Annotated in this window: 24 protein-coding genes and 1 tRNA gene; 7 read left to right on the top strand and 18 right to left on the bottom strand. The window is 64.4% G+C overall.

Annotated elements, in window-relative coordinates:
- The first annotated feature begins 103 nt into the window (after positions 1-103).
- Entirely contained in the window at positions 104-478 is a 375-nt protein-coding gene (cpdR, locus tag ASG07_RS07960; protein ID WP_055844965.1) for a cell cycle two-component system response regulator CpdR, read from the top strand.
- Positions 479-527: 49 nt separating this feature from the next.
- A tRNA-Val gene (locus tag ASG07_RS07955) sits at positions 528-602 on the top strand.
- Between the two features lie 12 nt (positions 603-614).
- Here the strand turns inward: ASG07_RS07955 and ASG07_RS07950 are convergent.
- From ASG07_RS07950 to ASG07_RS07875, 16 genes are all read right to left on the bottom strand, one after another.
- Positions 615-1,952: a hypothetical protein gene (locus ASG07_RS07950; protein WP_055844196.1), complete on the bottom strand. Its 1,338-nt coding sequence runs from the start codon at positions 1,950-1,952 to the stop codon at positions 615-617.
- Positions 1,953-2,112: 160 nt separating this feature from the next.
- The gene (locus ASG07_RS07945; protein WP_055844193.1) at positions 2,113-3,036 is read right to left on the bottom strand and encodes a phage Gp37/Gp68 family protein; all 924 of its coding nucleotides are present in this window, start codon (positions 3,034-3,036) and stop codon (positions 2,113-2,115) included.
- Complete coding sequence (locus ASG07_RS07940; protein ID WP_055844190.1) at positions 3,029-3,565, bottom strand: hypothetical protein; 537 nt, start codon at positions 3,563-3,565, stop codon at positions 3,029-3,031. Before ASG07_RS07940 ends, ASG07_RS07945 begins: the two co-directional genes overlap by 8 nt.
- Before the next feature lie 101 nt (positions 3,566-3,666).
- Positions 3,667-3,903, bottom strand: coding sequence for a hypothetical protein (locus tag ASG07_RS07935; RefSeq protein WP_055844187.1), 237 nt, complete (start codon positions 3,901-3,903; stop codon positions 3,667-3,669).
- Positions 3,904-3,938: 35 nt separating this feature from the next.
- The gene (locus tag ASG07_RS07930; protein WP_055844185.1) at positions 3,939-4,199 is read right to left on the bottom strand and encodes a hypothetical protein; all 261 of its coding nucleotides are present in this window, start codon (positions 4,197-4,199) and stop codon (positions 3,939-3,941) included.
- The gene (locus ASG07_RS07925) at positions 4,196-4,894 is read right to left on the bottom strand and encodes a DNA-methyltransferase (RefSeq protein ID WP_055844182.1); all 699 of its coding nucleotides are present in this window, start codon (positions 4,892-4,894) and stop codon (positions 4,196-4,198) included. Before ASG07_RS07925 ends, ASG07_RS07930 begins: the two co-directional genes overlap by 4 nt.
- On the bottom strand, positions 4,891-5,217 hold the full coding sequence (locus ASG07_RS07920) for a hypothetical protein (RefSeq protein ID WP_156361795.1): 327 nt from the start codon (positions 5,215-5,217) through the stop codon (positions 4,891-4,893). Before ASG07_RS07920 ends, ASG07_RS07925 begins: the two co-directional genes overlap by 4 nt.
- The gene (locus ASG07_RS07915) at positions 5,165-5,392 is read right to left on the bottom strand and encodes a DNA translocase FtsK (RefSeq protein ID WP_055844178.1); all 228 of its coding nucleotides are present in this window, start codon (positions 5,390-5,392) and stop codon (positions 5,165-5,167) included. Before ASG07_RS07915 ends, ASG07_RS07920 begins: the two co-directional genes overlap by 53 nt.
- Entirely contained in the window at positions 5,392-5,634 is a 243-nt protein-coding gene (locus ASG07_RS07910; RefSeq protein ID WP_201780988.1) for a DUF2312 domain-containing protein, read from the bottom strand. Before ASG07_RS07910 ends, ASG07_RS07915 begins: the two co-directional genes overlap by 1 nt.
- 26 nt (positions 5,635-5,660) lie before the next feature.
- Positions 5,661-5,855 (bottom strand): hypothetical protein, encoded by a 195-nt coding sequence (locus ASG07_RS07905; RefSeq protein WP_055844175.1) that lies wholly within the window; start codon positions 5,853-5,855, stop codon positions 5,661-5,663.
- Positions 5,852-6,142, bottom strand: coding sequence for a hypothetical protein (locus ASG07_RS07900; RefSeq protein WP_055844173.1), 291 nt, complete (start codon positions 6,140-6,142; stop codon positions 5,852-5,854). Before ASG07_RS07900 ends, ASG07_RS07905 begins: the two co-directional genes overlap by 4 nt.
- Positions 6,139-6,324: a hypothetical protein gene (locus ASG07_RS07895; protein WP_055844171.1), complete on the bottom strand. Its 186-nt coding sequence runs from the start codon at positions 6,322-6,324 to the stop codon at positions 6,139-6,141. Before ASG07_RS07895 ends, ASG07_RS07900 begins: the two co-directional genes overlap by 4 nt.
- Positions 6,325-6,331: 7 nt before the next feature.
- Positions 6,332-6,532 carry a hypothetical protein gene (locus ASG07_RS07890; RefSeq protein ID WP_055844169.1) on the bottom strand — a complete coding sequence of 67 codons (201 nt, stop codon included), beginning with the start codon at positions 6,530-6,532 and terminating at the stop codon, positions 6,332-6,334.
- Positions 6,529-6,966, bottom strand: a complete 438-nt coding sequence (locus ASG07_RS07885; protein ID WP_055844167.1) for a hypothetical protein — start codon at positions 6,964-6,966, stop codon at positions 6,529-6,531. Before ASG07_RS07885 ends, ASG07_RS07890 begins: the two co-directional genes overlap by 4 nt.
- 95 nt (positions 6,967-7,061) lie before the next feature.
- Positions 7,062-7,511: a hypothetical protein gene (locus tag ASG07_RS07880; RefSeq protein WP_236694598.1), complete on the bottom strand. Its 450-nt coding sequence runs from the start codon at positions 7,509-7,511 to the stop codon at positions 7,062-7,064.
- 214 nt (positions 7,512-7,725) lie between these two features.
- Positions 7,726-7,974, bottom strand: coding sequence for a helix-turn-helix domain-containing protein (locus tag ASG07_RS07875; RefSeq protein ID WP_168377324.1), 249 nt, complete (start codon positions 7,972-7,974; stop codon positions 7,726-7,728).
- Between the two features lie 28 nt (positions 7,975-8,002).
- On the opposite strand from ASG07_RS07875, the gene ASG07_RS17200 reads away from it, so the two are divergent.
- The 3 genes from ASG07_RS17200 to ASG07_RS07865 all read left to right on the top strand — a co-directional run bounded on the left by ASG07_RS17200 (position 8,003) and on the right by ASG07_RS07865 (position 9,738).
- On the top strand, positions 8,003-8,818 hold the full coding sequence (locus tag ASG07_RS17200; protein WP_168377323.1) for a LexA family transcriptional regulator: 816 nt from the start codon (positions 8,003-8,005) through the stop codon (positions 8,816-8,818).
- Positions 8,815-9,234: a hypothetical protein gene (locus ASG07_RS17195; protein ID WP_156361792.1), complete on the top strand. Its 420-nt coding sequence runs from the start codon at positions 8,815-8,817 to the stop codon at positions 9,232-9,234. The genes ASG07_RS17200 and ASG07_RS17195 overlap by 4 nt, the downstream gene beginning before the upstream one ends.
- Positions 9,235-9,318: 84 nt before the next feature.
- The gene (locus ASG07_RS07865; protein WP_055844161.1) at positions 9,319-9,738 is read left to right on the top strand and encodes an HIRAN domain-containing protein; all 420 of its coding nucleotides are present in this window, start codon (positions 9,319-9,321) and stop codon (positions 9,736-9,738) included.
- A gap of 377 nt (positions 9,739-10,115) precedes the next feature.
- Here ASG07_RS07865 and bla read toward each other — a convergent pair whose 3' ends face one another.
- Positions 10,116-10,976 (bottom strand): class A beta-lactamase, encoded by an 861-nt coding sequence (bla, locus tag ASG07_RS07860; protein ID WP_055844959.1) that lies wholly within the window; start codon positions 10,974-10,976, stop codon positions 10,116-10,118.
- 102 nt (positions 10,977-11,078) lie between these two features.
- On the opposite strand from bla, the gene ASG07_RS07855 reads away from it, so the two are divergent.
- Positions 11,079-11,954, top strand: coding sequence for a LysR family transcriptional regulator (locus ASG07_RS07855; protein ID WP_055844160.1), 876 nt, complete (start codon positions 11,079-11,081; stop codon positions 11,952-11,954).
- A 358-nt stretch (positions 11,955-12,312) separates the two neighbouring features.
- On the opposite strand, the gene ASG07_RS07850 is transcribed toward ASG07_RS07855, so the two are convergent.
- A complete protein-coding gene (locus ASG07_RS07850; RefSeq protein WP_055844157.1) occupies positions 12,313-13,110 on the bottom strand; it encodes a hypothetical protein in 798 nt (265 codons plus the stop codon).
- 379 nt (positions 13,111-13,489) lie between these two features.
- Between ASG07_RS07850 and ASG07_RS07845 the strand changes: the two genes are divergently transcribed.
- Positions 13,490-13,855: a hypothetical protein gene (locus tag ASG07_RS07845; protein ID WP_236694597.1), complete on the top strand. Its 366-nt coding sequence runs from the start codon at positions 13,490-13,492 to the stop codon at positions 13,853-13,855.
- Positions 13,856-13,867: the final 12 nt, after the last annotated feature.

Below are 13,867 nucleotides of genomic sequence, written 5' to 3'. Positions count from 1 at the left end.
GAACGAAAGGGCCGTGGCGGACCGGTGGCTGGAATGGGGCTTTCGACTGGAAATCTTAACCGTCTCGTGGCTACATTCGTCCGACGACGAGGGATACCAGGCGATGATCCGAATTCTGCTGGCCGAAGACGACCAGGTGATGCGCGAATATCTGACGCGCGCGCTCCAGAAGTCCGGCTATGCCGTGACCGCGGTGGATCGCGGGACGGCGGCGCTGCCGCTGATCCGAACGGAGTCGTTCGACCTGTTGCTGACCGACATCGTCATGCCCGAGATGGACGGCATCGAACTGGCCCAGCGCGCGGGCGAGTTGTCTCCCAATCTGCGCGTCATGTTCATCACCGGCTTCGCGGCAGTGACGCTGAAGGCGGGCAAGGCCATGCCGAACGCGCGTGTCCTGTCCAAGCCCTTCCATTTGCGCGATCTGGTCGCGGAGGTGGACCGGCTGTTCGAGACGAACCTCGCGGGCCTGAATTAGGCGCTTGCGCTCCGCGGCACCCGCCGCTAGAGGCGCGCTTCCCCTTTGTGGGCGTGTAGCTCAGTGGTAGAGCACTGTGTTGACATCGCAGGGGTCGCAAGTTCAATCCTTGCCACGCCCACCACCGAAGTCGGTGTTATCCGGTCATTTTTTGCCTCCCAGCAGAGGAACCGGAGACACCGACTTCGGCGCTAATTCGGCGCAAAGCGCCCGGCGCTCGAGCGTCGATCTCCCCGAGAATGTCATTGAGAGCGGTCGTGACCGTGGCGAATCGCCCGATCGCGTAGACCTCTGTCGAACCAGTGACGTCGTGGCCCATGAAGCCTTCGAGGTCCCACTTCGCCACGCCGCGGTTGCGCAGCAGCGTCGCAAGGCTGTGACGTAACAGGTACGCCTTCCACTCGCGGCCGGAGGGGAGCTTCAGCCCCGTCAGCATCGTCGACCAGGAGCGATCAACGTCGAGCACGGACCGGCCGTAATAGTTGACGAGGTAGCCCGCGCCCTTGCGCGCGTTCTTGTCGAGGCGCTGGTAGGCAGCGAACTCGGCCGTCAGCCACTCCGACAGCACCGGTACGACAGGGATCAGCGGACGATACTTGTTCGTCTGGGCGCGGCCGAAGGGATTGAGGTCCAGCGTCGGCGAACCCGGGTACCACTGCTCGCGCTCCGGAGCGATGCAGATGTCCACCACGCTGTCGGGGCGGGCGAGGGTGCAGAGCGACCCGACGATGAAGGCGTGCAGCGAGGCACGCTTCTTGTCCGGCTCGGCCGCGTACGCAAGCATATCGGCCAGCACGTCGACCTCGACGCGCGTCCGCCGCGGGCGCGACACCTGCTTGCGGGGGAGGGGCTTGTAGATCGGCCGACGCTCCGATCGCGGCGGATCCGCGTCGGCGGCGTGGTTCAAGGCGGCGGCAACCTGCAGCACCGACTCCTCGGTCGTTGCGGAGGCGCGCGGCCGCGATGCCGTGATCTCGCCGGCCTTGTTTTTCCACGTCACCGGCTGGTCTTTCGACCAGGTGCGAAATGCGGTGATGAAGGGCATGCCGGATGCGACGGCGCAGCTCGTCTCGATCCCGAACGAACCGCCGCGATCCTCCTCAGCGTCGAGGAAGTCGGTGACGTGTTTCAGACGCGCCTGGATGCTGTCCGACGAGCTCTTCAGGTCGCCATGCTCCAGACGGTAGTCAGCGATTGCGTCGGTCAACAGGTAAGCCTCCGCGGAGGCGAGCGGCTGTCCGCACGCATAGCAATAGGCGGGCGCCTCGCTGGCATCGCTCAGGTACCGCCGGTCGAGCGCGAGGATGGCTTGGTCGACGTCCTCCTCGCCCGTTGATACGCTTGCCTCGCGTCGCGCGTCGGGGTCGTACCAGAAGACGTACCAACGAGACGAACGGGGGGACCCGTCCTCTCGCCGGAGCTTGTCGAGCCAGTATTTCCCCCGTCGATAGACTGGCGCCGGGCGACTCTGCATCGTGTCTGTTCCTTGAGATGTTCGACCTTCGCCTCGTGTAGGAGGTCGATCAGGCCAAGGCTGACGAGAAGATCGAGGTCAGCCGCAGTGAGGTCGACGCCGCGGCCGATCTCGGCTGCGCGGCTGACCCGCTTGTCCAAGTGGACGATCGAGGGGGCGTTCATGTCGGTGCTCCGTCATGGGTGATTCCGTCGAGCTCGCGGCCGGCAACTTTTTTGCCGACACGCTGGTGCACGCAGAGGTCGTGGCCGTCGTAGAGACAGCTATCGGTCCAGCCCTTCAGATCAGCGCTGTCGAAATCGGGCAGGGCATGCCGATCGATCAGTTCGCCGTGCTGGGACTTGAAATAAGGTAGCTGATCCGGCTGCCACGGCAGCCACTCGCCCCACTGCTTGAAGAGCATAGGCACGAACGCAATTGAGCACTGATCGCGAAGGTCTCGTGCCCAGTCTGGATGCATCGGCCGGGCGCCGGGCCCGCTCTCACCGCCAACGATAATCCAGTCGATCGACGCCAGCTCGCAGGGATCAAACGAGACCGGCCCCAACAGTGGCTCCATCGACAGGAAGCGGACCTTTGGCCCTTCGATTGCAAGCAGCTTGGGGAGGTCTCGATCGGCTTCCTCCTGGTTGACGATAGTCGCACCCAGCCAGACGTTCGTCGGCCAATCCTCGGTGCCCCACTCGACGTCGGTCATGCCGGCTACGTTGCCGATGCGCTTGGTGAGCAGCAGCCAGTCGAGGTGTGGCGTCCGATCGATCAGGCCGAACAGGGTGCTGCGCCATATCTCGGGAACGGCGTTGTCGAACACGTCGGCCAGGCTGGCGCAGAACACCCGCTGGCGCCGCCCGTGCTCGGCCGCGAACGCCTCCGCTGCCGCCTGCCACTGCAGAGGCTTCTGCCAGTTCGACTTGCTGGTGAGCCGCCGAGGAGCGCCGGGGCCCCAATTTGGCGCGGTACCGCCACCGAAGCGCGCGTTGCGCGTCTCGGCGTAGCAATTGTCGCAGCCCGGGCCGACCTTCTGGCAGCCTTCCCAAGGGTTGAAGGTGTGGTCGGTCCACTCGATCGCGCTGTTCTCAGCCACGGCTCAATTCCTTCTTCGCCGCGTCGCGGGCGATGTTGAGGGTGGTCATCGCCTCGACGGAGCCGCCCCGGTCAGGATGGCGGGCTGCCGCGAGGTCGCGGTACCGGGCGTCGACATCGGCCGCGGTGACTCGCGCTGTGGCGCTGAAGCCGAGCGTCGAACGCCAGCCGTGCGCGGCCGCCGGCGCCGCCAGCGCAACGTGGCCGGCGAACGCCTGGCGCAGATCCGCGACGCCCCAGCGCTCCTGACCGCGCAGCGCCTCGATGTGCGCGGCGATCGCGGCGATATTGTCGGCGACGCTGTCCCACCGGTCGCAGGCCAGCACGTGTGGCTTGCCGTCCAGGTCGAAGTAGAAGGCAACGCCGGGATCGTCGGGCTCGCGGCGGCTGACGTTCTGATCCCGGGCGCCGCTCGCGGTGAAGCGGATGTTCGTCGACAGGATCATCGAGACCACGCGATAGTGCTGCCCCGTTCGCGTCATCGCCGCGACCTGGCGCGCCAGCCGCGTCCGTGCGGCGGTGAAGGTCATGCTCCGGCCTTCATGCCGGAACAGAGCCTGCGCGCGCTGCTTTATTCGTGGCCGCCCCTCCGGCCACCGGAGCGGATATCCGGGCGTGATTGTCGGCGCAGTCATGCTACCTGCTCCTTCTGCTGGTCCTGCGCGCGCTTGCCAGTGCGCCACTCCTCGAGAGCGACCGCATGCTTGGCGCAGAGATCCTTGCCGGGTGCCGGCGACGTGCTGCAGCCGCTGCAGATCGGGGAGTCGCAGGTACCGCTGCGCTTGCCCTCGACCTTCCAGTCGCAGAGCCGATCGGCGCGGCGGCCGCAGGGGCACCGCTTGCGGCTATGGCCGCCGCAGACGATCATGGTACCGCCACCTGGTGCGGTCACGGTCTGGCACATCAGTAGAGCCCTCCGGCCGCGACCAAGTCGTCGACGGTGACCTGCGCCGTCAGCATCGGCTCGTCGAACCCGGGCGCACCGACGCCGACTTCGACGAGGATCTGCGGCGACACGTCGATGCGCTCGAAGATCATCGGATCGAGACCGGAGATCCATTGGCCCAGCAACTCGCAGATGCGGCGCTCGCGAAGCTGGTGGTAGGTCCGGGCTGCGCTGGGCGCGGCCGAGTTGCCGACGCGACGGATCGACGAGACGTTCATGCCACCTGCTCCATTTCAGCGTTCGAGAAGGATGCGGCTTCGACGGCCGCGGTGATCCGGCGCACGGCCGTTTCGAAGTACGTCGGGTTGTGCTCGATGCCGGTGAAGCGCTTGCCGGCCGCGATCGCGGCGACGCCGGTGGAGCCAGTACCCATGAAGGGATCGCAGACGCTGTCCCCGCGCATATTCACGAGGATCTTCGTCATCAGCGCGTCAGGCTTCGTCGTCGGGTGATCGAAGCGCGCAGGGCCCCGCGGCGACGTGATGCGGCTCACCCGAAGCAGATCGGCCATGGCGCCGGCGGGATGGTACCCGGGCTGCCATGCGTGGACGTAGAATTCGGCGTCCGGTCGATAATGCTTGTTGGCGACCGGCTGCGGGTTCGTCTTCTGCCAGACGCATACCGCATGGCGGTGGAAGTTGCCCTTCGCGACCGCGAGCAACTCGGCCAGCTGATCGTTGTGGGCGAACACGATCGCGGCGCCGCAGAGCAGCGGGTTGACGATCGACATGTCGAACCCCTGGTGCAGCCCCTCCGCGAGGATGCGGTCCATCATTGGCCGGCGCGCGCGGTACTTGCCGGCGCCGGTTGCTCGGATCAGGTACGGCGGATCCATGACGTCGGCGTCGTAGAAGCCGAGCGTCGGCCGGATCGCGTACGCGTCGCCCAGGTAGAGCGTGGCGGTCGCGATCATGCGAACATCTCGATCTGACCTGAGCGCCGCGCGACGAATGCCTGCCCGGGCAGCACGACAAAGAGGCAGTCGCGCCCGGGGCAGTCATAGTCGAAGATCTCGATCGGCCTGAGAATGAAGCCGAGCGGGGCTGCTGCGTATCGTTGCGCAACCCATCCATTCAGCCACCAGCGGCGCGCTTCGTTTCTGTCGGCTTGTCCGTCCGGAGCGTCCCAGCCGGTCAGATTCCAAGCATGTCCGCGTGCCGCTACGGATTGCACCAGGTACGGATCAGCGTCTGGGTCGCGCTGGATCAGCGTACCCGGTTTGACGTGATCGCTCACCCTCGTCTTCCAGCCGCTCGATGTAGCGGCAGGCTTCGTTGTAGCCGATGCGCATCCTGCGCTGCAGCCGCGACGTCGAGCCGCTCTGGTCATGGCGAACATGCGCGAGCGCTTCGGCATAGCGCGGTGTCTGATCGGCCCAGCGTGGGGTCTTGTTCGCGGCGAAGCTGGTCATCAGATCATGCCCAGCGCTTGCATGTAGACCTCGAGGATCGCTTCCTCTTCCTGGAACTCTTCCTTCTTCTTTTTGCGGATCGACAGGATCTTGCGGATGGCCTTGGGGTCGTATCCCCTGCCCTTCGCCTCCGCCATGACGTCCTTGATGTCGTCGGCGATGCCCTTCTTCTCTTCCTCAAGGCGCTCGGCGCGCTCGATCAGCAGACGCAGTTCGTCGGCCGCGACATGTCCGCCGCCCATACCCTCGTTGCGGTTATCGCCCTCGCTCATCGTGACGCTCCCTGCCGCGCTTCGGCGGGCATGATGGTGGTTTCGATCAGCGCCGCGGCCTGATCGAGCGCCACGGCGGTCGGCGACGACGCGCGCAGCGCGCCGTATTGCGCGGCCCGCTCGCGGCAGAGCTTCGCGATCAGCGGCGCGGACATGGTCGGCCGCGCGGGCGGGATCAGCGCGGCGCTCACCGGTAGATCCCGACGATTGCGAGGACGGCGGACGTCGTCTCGGTCGGGTGGCCGCAGAAGGCGAGCAGCAGGCCGAAGCCTGCGCCCATGACCAGGCCGGCCGCGCCGATCCCGCCGATGATGTTCGCGTCGAGGCGCGTGTCAACGAGATCCGCGTCGACGCAGACGTGGCAGTCGCAACCGTCGACGTGGAACTCGACGTCGAACGCACCCGCATCGAACCGTGCGGCCAGATCGAGGGCGCGAACGGTGCGCGGGCGGTGAAGCCGTGGGTCGGCGTAGGTCACGAACGGTTCTCCCGTTGGGCGGTAGCGGCGCGGAAGCGCAGGACCTCGACGGCCCACAAAAGAGCGAAGCCGACGAGGATGGTCAGGGCGAGCGGGATGCGGACAAAGCCGACGACGAACAGGCCAGCGGCCAGGCCGAGCATCAGCGTGGCGATCGGCACGACGAGGCGGAGGTTCGTCATCGGCCGCTCAGCCTCCGAAGACGACGCGTGCGGCGCGCACGGCGACGCTGCCGATGACCCAGCACGCGGCAGCGGCCGTGATAACGGCCACGCTCAGCATGGCGGCGCGATCGGCCACGCCGATGCGCGAAGCCCGCGCCGCGCAGCGGGTGCAGGTACAGCCGAGCGGATGGATATCCGCAGCGATGCAGGCGCGGGGCCGGATCATTCCGCATGCGCCTCCGCATCGCAGCCAGAGCAGAGGTTCGACGCCGCCCACTCCAGCCGGGCCGTCTCCGCGCCGCGCTGGCGGTCCCAATAGCTGCAGCCGCAGCCGCGACAGACCGGGGGGTGCTGCTCGACCGGCAGGTCGCGATCGGCGAGCTGGCGGTAGACGCCGGGATCGAACGGGAAGATCGCCGCGAGCTTGGCGATCGTGCGTCCGTCCTTGGCGCGCCAACCCGGCGTCTCCAGCAGGCGGACGAGCTCCATACCACCCGCCCGCATCGAGAGGCTGCGGTACAGCTCCCTCGCGACCTGTTCGACCGACTTGCCCGAACGCAGCCGGCGCAGGCGCAGGTATTCCCACGGCTTCAGCGGAGGCATGGCGGGCGGATCGGTGGGGGTGGCGTCGGCGAAACTGGCGGCGGAGGCATGGAACATGGCGGCGATCCTTCCGGGCAAGCCGGTGGCGTCGCCGGAAACGGGTGCTTCCGGAACGCCAGTCGATGATGGGGGTGGGCTAGGTCAGTCTGGCGTCAGCTGGTGTCCGGAGGGTTCAGCAGCGCGAAGTGTCTGGAGCGAAGGCGCTCGCGATACCCGTCGACCAGCCGCCCGACGCGCTCGATCAACGCTGCGTTATCGGCGAGGTCCGCGTCGCTGATGTCCCCGTCTTCCTCGAGATCGGCAGACAGCTCGGCGGTGAGCCGAAGAAAGGTGGTGACCGCCGCCTGGTCGCAGGGACCGTGAGTCTCGATTGGCACGAGCTTCATGCCGACGATCGCCAGCACGTCGTTGGCGAAACGGCCGTCCCATTCACGGCAGCCGCGCAGGAACGAGACGACGCCCATGTCCGCATCGCCATTGCGATAAGCGGCAACCCGATCTTCGCTTTTGCCGAGGACCGCGCCGAGATCGGCGTTCGTCGCGCGATCCTGATCCCTGATCGTGGTGAGGCTGCGCCCCAGCACGTCAAGCAGCAAAGACATGGGAATGGTCCGGTACCGGCTGTGGATGTGCGGTGCCATCATGCGGCAAGACCGAAATGCGGGTGCGACGCCGGCCGGATACGCTGACCGGCGTCGCGGACATCCAGGGAGCGGATGAGCAAACTGGGGACTCGGCCAGCGCGGGGCTTGATGTCCTCGCTGGTCGGGCATCGGCCGGTCTGCCAGCGGCCGAAGGGGGAAAGGCGTGCAACGATCATTGGGCCTGCTCGATCGATCCGACCGACACGCTAGCGTGATCGGAGGCGTCTTCGAGGGCGAGCCAGCCATTCATCGGTACGGAGCCGTCGGTCTCGCGTTCGATGATTGCGGCAACTTCAAGCGTAGGAAGGGCGGAGCCGTTGCGGAGCCGGTTCACAAGCGAACGATCGCGGCCGATCAACGCAGCAAACTGCGCATCGGTCATGCCGTTTTGCTTCATGAAGGAATCAAGCTGCGAGCCCATGTGCGCCTTGTGTGCGGACGACGCACACATGTCAACTCACATTAGTGCGGATTACGCACAGGATGTTCGTGTGCATATTGCGCACAATGCCGGCGTGGATAAAGCATGGTTCAAAGAACGAAAGCGGGCGGTGGGTGCCTCTGATGAGGCATTAGCCGAGGCGATCGGCCGCGAGCGGTCCACCGTGAACCGGGTCATCAACGGCGACATCCGGTTCGATCTCGCATTTGTCGATGGCTTTGCTCGCGTCCTTGAAGTGCCTAAGTCAGAAATCTTGGCTAGGATCGGTGTAGACGTGCCTGCGGCAAGTGCTGCGGTCAGCCAACAGCAGATGCTCGCTCGCAAGCTGATGGAGAAGGCCAACCCCGACCAGCTTCTGCGCATCGTCGATATGCTGAACGGGGGAAGCAGCTCCGATAAACTGGCGGCGGGCCAGCTCGACCTCGTCGAGATCCAGCAAATTGACCTTGCTTATGGCATGGGTGCTACGTTCGCCGACGGACATGTCGAAGCCGAAGTTCTGCGTTTTCCACGTGGTTGGGTGCAGACGATCACATCCTCGCCACCGGCGCAGCTCACCTGGGCGAGTGGACGCGGGGACTCGATGACGCCTACAATCCATGACGGAGACATCGTTCTGCTCGACAGATCACAGCGGCGCGTGATCGAGCAGGATGCGATCTGGGCCTATACGACGGGAGAATTCGGGGCGATTAAAAGGCTGCGGATGCGGGGAGATCGCGTGATCATCCTGTCTGACAATCCCTCCGTTCCCGTCGACGAATTACCGGCCGAAGAGATCAACATTGTCGCGCGCGTCATCTTCATCGGCAAGCGGACATGATGCTGCTGATCGCGCTCTTGCTGGGGCAGATGGATGTTCGGCTGCGAATGGCTGAACGCGACGCTAAGAACGCTGAGCTCGTAGAGGCCGTTGAATTTCCCGGATACGATATGAGCGACGAGGCGGTCACGACGGCAGCAAGACATTACTGCGGCACGCTACCGGCATGTTCCAGCTCGTTTCTCGATGCGCGCGACGAGCTTACGCGCAGCGCTGCGCTGCAGAAGCGTGTGAAGGGGGCATTGAGGCTCATTAAGCAGGCAAGCGATGAACGCTATCCCGACTGGCGATATGCGAACACGCTTTACCAAGCGACATACAATCCACCGCAGGCGTCCTATAGACGTTCGTACCGCGTGACGTGCAGAACGTATTCAAGTGGGAAAACCGCTTGGTCGTCGTGCTCTGGGTGGTGAGCATCCTCAACCGCTTATAATTGCTGCAAGTTTGGCCGAGTCGCGGCATTGCCGACTCGATCCAATTCGTTCTACGTTCCGCATATGTTCTTCTCTCCTTTTGGTCGCCTGACCTCTCCGCGCGAGATGAGCCTAGCCGTCGTCGGGCTCGATCACGCGAATCGTGATCGCAGCAACCGTCGTTTCGAGATGGCGCTGTGCACGCATGGCGAACCGATCCGCCTGGTGCGCGAACCGAAGAACAAGGCCGATGAGAACGCCATCGCGGTGGTCAGTGCCCGCGGCATCCAGCTCGGCTACATCACCTCGCTGCGCGCGGCACTGATCGCGCGCTGGCTCGATGCCGGCGAAGCGTACGATGCCGTGTTCCAGGACGCGGGCCACAGCGCGGCGATCATCCGAGCACGTTTCGGCGGCGGGTCGCTCTGGCTGCCGCCGGAGCGGGACGACGTGATCTGGGACCGATCGGAGGAAGGCGGCGACTCCTTCGATTGGGGTTGCTGAGGGTATCGAGCGGGTACAATGGCCCTTTCCGCGCCTTTCCTCCGTCATATGAAGGGCAGCACGGCGGATGGGTTATCCGCCATCCGCCGCTATGTCCGGGTTTGGTGGGAAGCGGAATGGCCGCTTTTGGGGGGCAAATGGCGTTAGCCGACATGGCGGGTCGCTGCCGTCTTTCCCGAAAAGGATCGAGTTTCGGGAAAATCAGTGCGGTTCGCCGTAGATGGCAGGGGTAACGCAAAACGCTCGGAGCAGGGTTGTCGCACAGCCCATCAAGCTGTTGGTGTTTGTCGTATATCCGATTTGGCGCGAGCCGGGGCCTGATCGGCGGGTTTGCCACTGACGGCAAACGTGTGATTTCCGACAGTAATCCTGCTGCCCTATGTCAGGCTTTTGGCCACGAGCCGACCGATGCCGGCGAAAGCCTTGTCGAACTGTTTTTCGGAGGGCCTGCCACCCCGTGTATAGACCGCGATGACGATCGGCGTGTCCGGTCGGGGCCAGGCGACCGCAATGTCGCCGGCCATGTCGCGACCGCTGTGGCCGGTCTTGTTGCCGATACGCCAGCTCCTTGGGAGGCCACCGCGAAGACGCGGATTTGTCTGGTTGCCGACAAGCCAGCTCGTGAGCAGCGCCTTCGACCGGTCGGACAGTACATTGCCCACAATGACCTTGCGCAACGTCGTTGCCATCGCAGCCGGTGTCGTCGAGTCATCCGGACCACCCGAGGGAACGCGGTCGAGCGCGGGTTCGTAGTGATCGACGCGGGTTACCGTGTCACCGATCGACCTTAGGAAGGCGGTCAACGCGGCCGGGCCGCCGGATCGTGCCATCAGCAGGTTCGCGCACGCCCCGTCGCTGATCTCGACTGCGGCCTTGCACATCGCCTCGACCGTCATGGTGCCTCTCGCCAAGTTGGCCTTTGCAATCGGCCCCCACAGTTCCAGCGTGTCCTTCGCCGTGTAAGGCACGAGCGCGTCCAGCTTCTCCTCTCCGCGGTCAACCCGCGACAGCACGAACGCGGCAAGCGATGCCTTGTAAGAGCTACACATGATGAAGCGCTCGTCGGCTCGCCATGAGAGCGTTTTGCCAGTCCTGACGTTCAGCGCATGGACTCCGATCCGTCCGCCGGTTGCCCGTTCGTAGTCTGCGATGGGATCGGCAACTGCGGCTCGTGCGAGAACGGGCCAACACATCAGGGCAGGAATGCCAAAGGCCAAAGCCCGTCGCGTGGGATTCATCGTGGTTCGCCTGATCATCAGTATTATTTGGAGTTTGATGCGCGTGTCGCTTACAAGCAAAGGACGATATCTCAGCTTCGTCATTAGTATTTTGAGGGATGAATGGCTCGGGTCCCCATACCGCTCAATGCGTTGCGCGCATTCGAGGCGTCAGCTCGCCACCTTTCCTTCACGCGAGCCGCTGACAGTTTGAACGTCACGCAGGCGGCGATCAGCCACCAGATCAAGGCGCTGGAGGAGCGATTGGGAGTCATCCTCTTCCGTCGTTCCAATCGAGGTCTGAAACTGACCGATGAGGGGCTGGCGCTGGCTCCGACGTTGTTCGAAGCCTTTGGCGCGATCGACCGCCTGTTCGAGAGGTTTGAGGGCAGTGGGGTACAGGAGGTATTGACCGTCAGCGCGGTCGGAACGTTTGTCGTCGGTGCACTTCTTGAACGCCTACCGTCGTTCCGGGCGGCGCATCCGGGCATCGACCTTCGCCTGCTGACCAACAACAACAAGGTCGATCTGGTCGCCGAGGGGCTGGACTATGCCATCCGCTTTGGTGACGGCGCGTGGCACGGGATGGCTGCGGATCTGATCTGCTCTGCTCCCCTTTCGCCGTTGTGCGACCCGGTCATGGCAAGAACCCTGCGCGAGCCGGCTGATCTTCTGCGGACACCACTGCTGCGGTCCTACCGTCCACAGGACTGGCCGGCCTGGTTCGAAGCCGCCGGAGTGGAAAATAGCACAATCCGCGGGCCGCTGTTCGACTCCTCGCTCATCATGGCGCAGGCCGCTATGCGTGGCGCGGGCATTGCGCTGGTTCCGTACGACCTCTTCTGGCGTGAGATCGAAGGTGGACAGCTTGTACGACCGTTCGTCATCGAGGTGGACGCCGATCGCTATTGGCTAACGCGGCTGAAGTCCCGGCCACCTAGCCACGCGATGCGCATGTTCCGCGTGTGGATGCTCGATCAGTTCGGCGCCATAGGCTGACGGAAAACAGGTGTTTCCCTACAGGCATGACCTTCCCCGAAAACGAACCTGTAGCGGGACAGTCGCTGCGCCGACCGCGTGGACAGCCGGAAGGTGCACCCGCTTTCCCAAAATCTGTTCCCAATTGCTCTTTCCCGAAATTGCCCTCCGGAGACGGGAAAACGGGAAAGATCGCCCTGAACAAATGGCTGCTTTCGAAAGCCCCAATTTGTTACCCGAGCGTCCGGATATGGGCGTAAGCGGACAATCCGCGGGTATCCGCCGGGTACATCGTACCTTGCCGGGAGCTACAGCCGAGGAGCAAAGGCGAGCGAGGCGGAGCGTATCTCGACCACAATTCGCCTTTCTAGCCGATGGCTTACGTCGACGACACGAAGCGCCTGATTGCCACCAAAGCCTCTGCCGGGTCGGGTACACCGAACAGGTCGACCTCCGAGACCTGGGCGCGGCGAACGTGGGTGAGGACAATCCAGCCGCGTTGTCCATCGCCTTCAACGAGAGCGGCGTCTCTAATCTCGGCCCCGAGGATCTCCCTGTACTGATTGCCACGCCCGCTGCACCACGCGATGCGTCGATCCGTTACGACCATTTCGCCGAGTACATCGTTGACGAAGGTGCGACCGGGCTTCGACATGAGCGGCGCCACAGTGGCGCTGAGTGCCACTGTGGCGAAGAAGCTCCAGAAGAGCTTCAGAACAAGCGGTTCGGCTCCTGTCCAAACGTGTACCAGCCACCAGACATACAGGGCCGGCCCGATGCAAGTCAGGAGTGCCATGACCAGGCGGGTTCGGTCGATGCCGCGCAATCCCTGCTTGCCGCGCCAAGCGATGAGTTCGCCAGGCGCCAAAACAAAGCCGCCTGGCTCTGCATGCCTCGTCGTCCATAGCGAGTAGGCGCCGCGGACCATCCTCGCCAACACCACGCTGGCCAGCGGCACCGCACCGGCCAGAACTCCGATCTGCACGGGTAAGGCTGGCACAAGGATGTATGGGCCGCGGCGGCGCCCAACCTGCACCATCTCGCCTGGGATCAACAGTACAGCGGCAATCACTGCGGCTAGAAAGAGAAAGATCGGGAGATAAGCCGCGGTGGCGAGAGCGACACGGTCACGCCGCGAGGGCAACTGGGTGCCTTCTCCCTTTCTCGCCTGGCTCATCGCTCTTCCATGCGAAAGTTGCCGAACATCGGCAAGTGGCCGACCGCCGCGACGGTCAGCGGGTATCTGCGGGGTAGAACCGTGGGAAAGCCCCTTGCCGATGGAGCCTACAGGCGTTCGGGGCATCCGCTTTCCCGAAATCGCCCTTTGGAGATGGAGAAATGGGAAGGATCGCACTGAAGGATCGGCTGCGTCGGGGACACGGATTGCCGACCTGAGCGTCCGGATCTGGGCGATTGCAGACGTATGACCTGCGGGTACCCCGTGGGTATTGCGAGTAGATAGCGGCCCTCTCCCTGGCTGAAAATTGCGCCTGCGCCCCACCATGGCGGATGGAGTATCCGCCGCGGTCGCGCCGATCGCACCGCGCGCTTGATGTTTGTTCGCACTTCGTTCCAATGCCGGCATGCGTCCGCACGCTCGAATCATTGTCGATCTGGCAGTTGAAATTCTCCTCAGCGCGAAAGGCGAAGCCAGGCTCGGCCGCGTCGACACGGTAGCGGTCAGGCTCGCGCTGCGGTGCCTCCTCGCGCACTGTCCGGAGCGATGGCCGCTGGCGAGCTTCTGGGAAGCGGCGGGCGAGGAGACGGAGCTCAACAGGACGCAGGGTGTATCGGCGGCCTTCAACGGCATCTTGCGCCAGCTGCGGCGGTCCGGCGCGTATCCAGAGTACAACCCGGCCGAATATGCTGATCCAGATCCGGCCCGCGCGGCGACGAACCGTGGCAGAATAGCTGACGAATAGCATTCGCTCCAC

Source organism: Sphingomonas sp. Leaf343 (genome assembly GCF_001423765.1).
Classification (GTDB): Bacteria; Pseudomonadota; Alphaproteobacteria; order Sphingomonadales; family Sphingomonadaceae; genus Sphingomonas.
Note: the sequence above shows the minus strand (reverse complement) of the source record. Positions and strands in the feature narration are given on the sequence as shown.

Coding starts and splice junctions, on each gene's coding strand:
- cpdR (WP_055844965.1), top strand. CDS start 104: ATGATCCGAATTCTGCTGGCCGAAGACGACCAGGTGATGCGCGAATAT.
- ASG07_RS07950 (WP_055844196.1), bottom strand. CDS start 1,952: ATGCAGAGTCGCCCGGCGCCAGTCTATCGACGGGGGAAATACTGGCTC.
- ASG07_RS07940 (WP_055844190.1), bottom strand. CDS start 3,565: ATGACCTTCACCGCCGCACGGACGCGGCTGGCGCGCCAGGTCGCGGCG.
- ASG07_RS07935 (WP_055844187.1), bottom strand. CDS start 3,903: ATGATCGTCTGCGGCGGCCATAGCCGCAAGCGGTGCCCCTGCGGCCGC.
- ASG07_RS07930 (WP_055844185.1), bottom strand. CDS start 4,199: ATGAACGTCTCGTCGATCCGTCGCGTCGGCAACTCGGCCGCGCCCAGC.
- ASG07_RS07925 (WP_055844182.1), bottom strand. CDS start 4,894: ATGATCGCGACCGCCACGCTCTACCTGGGCGACGCGTACGCGATCCGG.
- ASG07_RS07915 (WP_055844178.1), bottom strand. CDS start 5,392: ATGACCAGCTTCGCCGCGAACAAGACCCCACGCTGGGCCGATCAGACA.
- ASG07_RS07910 (WP_201780988.1), bottom strand. CDS start 5,634: ATGGGCGGCGGACATGTCGCGGCCGACGAACTGCGTCTGCTGATCGAG.
- ASG07_RS07895 (WP_055844171.1), bottom strand. CDS start 6,324: ATGACGAACCTCCGCCTCGTCGTGCCGATCGCCACGCTGATGCTCGGC.
- ASG07_RS07890 (WP_055844169.1), bottom strand. CDS start 6,532: ATGATCCGGCCCCGCGCCTGCATCGCTGCGGATATCCATCCGCTCGGC.
- ASG07_RS07885 (WP_055844167.1), bottom strand. CDS start 6,966: ATGTTCCATGCCTCCGCCGCCAGTTTCGCCGACGCCACCCCCACCGAT.
- ASG07_RS07880 (WP_236694598.1), bottom strand. CDS start 7,511: ATGTCTTTGCTGCTTGACGTGCTGGGGCGCAGCCTCACCACGATCAGG.
- ASG07_RS07875 (WP_168377324.1), bottom strand. CDS start 7,974: ATGGGCTCGCAGCTTGATTCCTTCATGAAGCAAAACGGCATGACCGAT.
- ASG07_RS17200 (WP_168377323.1), top strand. CDS start 8,003: ATGTCAACTCACATTAGTGCGGATTACGCACAGGATGTTCGTGTGCAT.
- ASG07_RS17195 (WP_156361792.1), top strand. CDS start 8,815: ATGATGCTGCTGATCGCGCTCTTGCTGGGGCAGATGGATGTTCGGCTG.
- ASG07_RS07865 (WP_055844161.1), top strand. CDS start 9,319: ATGTTCTTCTCTCCTTTTGGTCGCCTGACCTCTCCGCGCGAGATGAGC.
- bla (WP_055844959.1), bottom strand. CDS start 10,976: ATGAATCCCACGCGACGGGCTTTGGCCTTTGGCATTCCTGCCCTGATG.
- ASG07_RS07855 (WP_055844160.1), top strand. CDS start 11,079: ATGGCTCGGGTCCCCATACCGCTCAATGCGTTGCGCGCATTCGAGGCG.
- ASG07_RS07850 (WP_055844157.1), bottom strand. CDS start 13,110: ATGAGCCAGGCGAGAAAGGGAGAAGGCACCCAGTTGCCCTCGCGGCGT.